Annotated in this window: 6 protein-coding genes; 4 read left to right on the top strand and 2 right to left on the bottom strand. The window is 32.4% G+C overall.

What is annotated here, in order from left to right; all coding sequences use genetic code 11:
• Window positions 1-205 precede the first annotated feature (205 nt).
• Together BXU10_RS24625 and BXU10_RS24620 are read right to left on the bottom strand one after the other, a co-directional pair.
• Window positions 206-613, bottom strand: a complete 408-nt coding sequence (locus tag BXU10_RS24625) for a T9SS type A sorting domain-containing protein (protein ID WP_223255579.1) — start codon at window positions 611-613, stop codon at window positions 206-208.
• A gap of 174 nt (window positions 614-787) precedes the next feature.
• Window positions 788-1,462, bottom strand: a complete 675-nt coding sequence (locus BXU10_RS24620) for a hypothetical protein (RefSeq protein ID WP_078230077.1) — start codon at window positions 1,460-1,462, stop codon at window positions 788-790.
• A gap of 1,096 nt (window positions 1,463-2,558) precedes the next feature.
• Here BXU10_RS24620 and BXU10_RS24610 point away from each other — a divergent pair.
• From BXU10_RS24610 to BXU10_RS24595, 4 genes are all read left to right on the top strand, one after another.
• Window positions 2,559-3,137, top strand: a complete 579-nt coding sequence (locus BXU10_RS24610) for a hypothetical protein (protein ID WP_078230075.1) — start codon at window positions 2,559-2,561, stop codon at window positions 3,135-3,137.
• 260 nt (window positions 3,138-3,397) lie between these two features.
• Complete coding sequence (locus BXU10_RS24605) at window positions 3,398-3,787, top strand: hypothetical protein (RefSeq protein ID WP_123922099.1); 390 nt, start codon at window positions 3,398-3,400, stop codon at window positions 3,785-3,787.
• On the top strand, window positions 3,753-4,376 hold the full coding sequence (locus BXU10_RS24600; RefSeq protein ID WP_078230073.1) for a hypothetical protein: 624 nt from the start codon (window positions 3,753-3,755) through the stop codon (window positions 4,374-4,376). The genes BXU10_RS24605 and BXU10_RS24600 overlap by 35 nt, the downstream gene beginning before the upstream one ends.
• Before the next feature lie 13 nt (window positions 4,377-4,389).
• Window positions 4,390-4,842 carry a T9SS type A sorting domain-containing protein gene (locus BXU10_RS24595; protein WP_078227852.1) on the top strand — a complete coding sequence of 151 codons (453 nt, stop codon included), beginning with the start codon at window positions 4,390-4,392 and terminating at the stop codon, window positions 4,840-4,842.
• Window positions 4,843-5,003 lie beyond the last annotated feature (161 nt).

Raw genomic sequence — 5,003 nt, 5'->3', positions numbered from 1 at the left:
CATTTTTTATACTGGGCGGTGTGGCTATAGGTAATGTGTAAGTAGCAGTACCGGAAGCTGCTATCTGCAATTCGCCTTTAGTATCTGTGAAATTTTGTGAAAAAGAAAAATGTGTAGCTAAAAGAAAAATGAAAAAGTAAAAGTGTTTCATATCACAGTTTATTGCTTGATAATTTTAAATGATTTTGGGGCACCTGATTTGTAGTTAACTAAAAACAACATACACCCCTGACGGATATGACTGAAACAAAATATTCTGGGTATTTGTATTTTTAGTTCCCTGAAACGTTTTTAAAACCTGTCCTGTAAGTGAAAAAAGCTGGATGGAGGTTACATAATTGTCATCCCTCAGTTCCCATTTTAGATACAGTTCTTCTTTTACCGGATTGGGATAGTAGGAAATCATATCCTCTCCTTCTATTTTTTCCAGGTCTTCATCAACAATGGCTTCAATTTCTTTAATCTGTTTTCCTGTTTCCGGCGGGCAGTTAACGCACAATGTCCTGCTTGTCTGATTGCCGGCATTATCATAACTAAACTTAATCTTCGTTTGGTTTTGGGCAGTGGACAATAGCGAAAAGGCTAACACCATTAGTATAATATAATATTTCATTAAACTGATTCTTTTAAAGTGATAAACTTATTTTTTTTGGGCAGCTAATAACAGCTTCATCTGAGATTTCAACTCTTCGATTTCCTTATTTTTGCTGAATTAAATACAATGTAAGCTCTTCGATTTTTTCCTGCTGAACTTTTGCCATTTCTCCAAGTGCCAACCCTTTTTCTGTTATTTCTTTAGCAGACGGTACATTAGGCAAATGACCATTTTGAGCGATGTACTCTCTACTTTTGTAAGTGGTTTCAAATCATAGTTTTTTGCAAAAACATAATCAGCCCAGGTGTTGTAAACTTTTACTTCTTCTGCCCTTACTTTTCCTTTTACTGAAAGTTTGTAGGTATCTGAACCGTCTGTGAAGTTTGAGGTTCCAATGCCGATATTTGCATCTGTTAGAATGTTTCCTTCTATTTTGGCGCTGCCAGAAACTACAAATTTATGTTCTGGTAAGTAATTTCCCCAATTTGCAATAACGACTCTGGAATTTGGTTTTGGAAAATGCATGTAAACATTATCATTGCCATCTTCATAAAGTTTCATTAGTTCTTGTTGGGCCTTATTATAAAATGCCACTTGACCAATTCCTTCAGTCTCAGCTTCAAAAAGAAATCTTCTATAATTATTCCTATCATCGATAGTTAAAGCGACAGTTGGTTTAGTATTAAGTACGTTTGATTGAGGAAAATCATAAAAAACGAATAACCTGCCACCATCCGAGGCATCTCTTACAGACCCTAAATTCAAAACTCTGGATTTTCTATTTCTATCTTTCCAATCAATAAAACTTGAACCATTGGGAAGAGCTGTAGAAAATTCACCTGCATATGCTTTAACAGTACCTACCACTTCTAACTTAGCAGTCGGATCAGTTGTTCCAATACCTACATTCGTATTCGTAGTTGTACTATTAGGTAATACACTCGCAGCTCCTCCAGCACCAGTACTAATTTGTGCCTTTAGCGTTGTATTAAAAAAAAAGAGTTCCCAAAAAAAGTAGTGTAATTTTATTTTTCATTTTGTCTGAATTTATTTATTGTAAAGCAGTGCAATATTAATAAATAAAGAAGGAATTATTCTTAATAAAAAAAATCTAAAATATAGAAATGAATTTTCATTAAAAAAACAAACTAATAATTATTTTAAATATAGTTTCACAAGAAAAAAAACACTATTTCATTACAAAATGTACCAATTACTTATATAATTATCTCTACAAAGACATCTATCACAAATGATAAATCTAAAAAACTATCCAAACAAACTTTTCCTAAAATAAACAGCTAACCACAGCAGATAAATAAAATTATCCAAAGCCTGCGCCATAACGATCCCTTGGATACCGAATATTACAACAAAATAATGACTCAAAAATACAAAACAGCAAGTGAAGCTATTTCTGAAAGAATAAAAGCCTTTGTCATTTTTTTTGCAAAAAACTGAAATCCCAAAACCAATGCAGCAGATTTTAGAATATCGCCCGTTAATTGCCAAAAAAACAAGGTCGTAACTGGCAAAAAATCAGGAGTAAAGAGCAATTTTATAATAAAAAATCGAGCAAAGTAAATAAACAGTTACCGCAAGTACAAATAGTGGCAAAATATTTTTATAAAAAGTCCGGAAAATATTTTGTGTCTCTTTGTTATTTTTGGCTATTGACAATTTTGGAAAAAAATAAACACTTAAAATTGTGGTAATAAACATCATATAATAAGTTGAAATCCTGGTCATCGTTTCCCAAAAACCGGCTTGCTCCAATCCTACCACTTCAATTATATTTTTTCGAATGACCAAATAAACTAATGACCCTGACACAGGGAAACCAAAGCCATAAGTGAATTAGATGATAACTTTTTTATAGTTTCAAAATCAAATTTCGAAATTTAATTATTGATGAAAGACTAAGCTCTTTACTGATGAAATAAAAACGTAACAAAAAACAATAATGAGGTTGAATTTCTATGTCGGGTCATTAGTTTATTTGGTCATTCGAAAAAATATAATTGAAGTGGTAGGATTGGAGCAAGCCGGTTTTTGGGAAACGATGACCAGGATTTCAACTTATTATATGATGTTTATTACCACAATTTTAAGTGTTTATTTTTTTCCAAAATTGTCAATAGCCAAAAATAACAAAGAGACACAAAATATTTTCCGGACTTTTTATAAAAATATTTTGCCACTATTTGTACTTGCGGTAACTGTTATTTACTTTGCTCGATTTTTTATTATAAAATTGCTCTTTACTCCTGATTTTTTGCCAGTTACGACCTTGTTTTTTTGGCAATTAACGGGCGATATTCTAAAATCTGCTGCATTGGTTTTGGGATTTCAGTTTTTTGCAAAAAAAATGACAAAGGCTTTTATTCTTTCAGAAATAGCTTCACTTGCTGTTTTGTATTTTTTGAGTCATTATTTTGTTGTAATATTCGGTATCCAAGGGATCGTTATGGCGCAGGCTTTGGATAATTTTATTTATCTGCTGTGGTTAGCTGTTTATTTTAGGAAAAGTTTGTTTGGATAGTTTTTTAGATTTATCATTTGTGATAGATGTCTTTGTAGAGATAATTATATAAGTAATTGGTACATTTTGTAATGAAATAGTGTTTTTTTTCTTGTGAAACTATATTTAAAATAATTATTAGTTTGTTTTTTTAATGAAAATTCATTTCTATATTTTAGATTTTTTTTATTAAGAATAATTCCTTCTTTATTTATTAATATTGCACTGCTTTACAATAAATAAATTCAGACAAAATGAAAAATAAAATTACACTACTTTTTTTGGGAACTCTTTTTTTTAATACAACGCTAAAGGCACAAATTAGTACTGGTGCTGGAGGAGCTGCGAGTGTATTACCTAATAGTACAACTACGAATACGAATGTAGGTATTGGAACAACTGATCCGACTGCTAAGTTAGAAGTGGTAGGTACTGTTAAAGCATATGCAGGTGAATTTTCTACAGCTCTTCCCAATGGTTCAAGTTTTATTGATTGGAAAGATAGAAATAGAAAATCCAGAGTTTTGAATTTAGGGTCTGTAAGAGATGCCTCGGATGGTGGCAGGTTATTCGTTTTTTATGATTTTCCTCAATCAAACGTACTTAATACTAAACCAACTGTCGCTTTAACTATCGATGATAGGAATAATTATAGAAGATTTCTTTTTTGAAGCTGAGACTGAAGGAATTGGTCAAGTGGCATTTTATAATAAGGCCCAACAAGAACTAATGAAACTTTATGAAGATGGCAATGATAATGTTTACATGCATTTTCCAAAACCAAATTCCAGAGTCGTTATTGCAAATTGGGGAAATTACTTACCAGAACATAAATTTGTAGTTTCTGGCAGCGCCAAAATAGAAGGAAACATTCTAACAGATGCAAATATCGGCATTGGAACCTCAAACTTCACAGACGGTTCAGATACCTACAAACTTTCAGTAAAAGGAAAAGTAAGGGCAGAAGAAGTAAAAGTTTACAACACCTGGGCTGATTATGTTTTTGCAAAAAACTATGATTTGAAACCACTTACAAAAGTAGAGGAGTACATCGCTCAAAATGGTCATTTGCCTAATGTACCGTCTGCTAAAGAAATAACAGAAAAAGGGTTGGCACTTGGAGAAATGGCAAAAGTTCAGCAGGAAAAAATCGAAGAGCTTACATTGTATTTAATTCAGCAAAATAAGGAAATCGAAGAGTTGAAATCTCAGATGAAGCTGTTATTAGCTGCCCAAAAAAAAATAAGTTTATCACTTTAAAAGAATCAGTTTAATGAAATATTATATTATACTAATGGTGTTAGCCTTTTCGCTATTGTCCACTGCCCAAAACCAAACGAAGATTAAGTTTAGTTATGATAATGCCGGCAATCAGACAAGCAGGACATTGTGCGTTAACTGCCCGCCGGAAACAGGAAAACAGATTAAAGAAATTGAAGCCATTGTTGATGAAGACCTGGAAAAAATAGAAGGAGAGGATATGATTTCCTACTATCCCAATCCGGTAAAAGAAGAACTGTATCTAAAATGGGAACTGAGGGATGACAATTATGTAACCTCCATCCAGCTTTTTTCACTTACAGGACAGGTTTTAAAAACGTTTCAGGGAACTAAAAATACAAATACCCAGAATATTTTGTTTCAGTCATATCCGTCAGGGGTGTATGTTGTTTTAGTTAACTACAAATCAGGTGCCCCAAAATCATTTAAAATTATCAAGCAATAAACTGTGATATGAAACACTTTTACTTTTTCATTTTTCTTTTAGCTACACATTTTTCTTTTTCACAAAATTTCACAGATACTAAAGGCGAATTGCAGATAGCAGCTTCCGGTACTGCTACTTACACATTACCTATAGCCACACCGCCCAGTATAAAAAATGTC

The organism is Flavobacterium sp. LM4 (assembly GCF_002017935.1).
Taxonomy (GTDB): Bacteria; Bacteroidota; Bacteroidia; order Flavobacteriales; family Flavobacteriaceae; genus Flavobacterium; species Flavobacterium chungangense.
The sequence above is the reverse complement of the archived record's forward strand: the minus strand, read 5'-3'. Positions and strand labels throughout refer to the sequence as shown.

Coding starts and splice junctions, on each gene's coding strand:
- BXU10_RS24625 (WP_223255579.1), bottom strand. CDS start 613: ATGAAATATTATATTATACTAATGGTGTTAGCCTTTTCGCTATTGTCC.
- BXU10_RS24610 (WP_078230075.1), top strand. CDS start 2,559: ATGAGGTTGAATTTCTATGTCGGGTCATTAGTTTATTTGGTCATTCGA.
- BXU10_RS24600 (WP_078230073.1), top strand. CDS start 3,753: ATGATAGGAATAATTATAGAAGATTTCTTTTTTGAAGCTGAGACTGAA.
- BXU10_RS24595 (WP_078227852.1), top strand. CDS start 4,390: ATGAAATATTATATTATACTAATGGTGTTAGCCTTTTCGCTATTGTCC.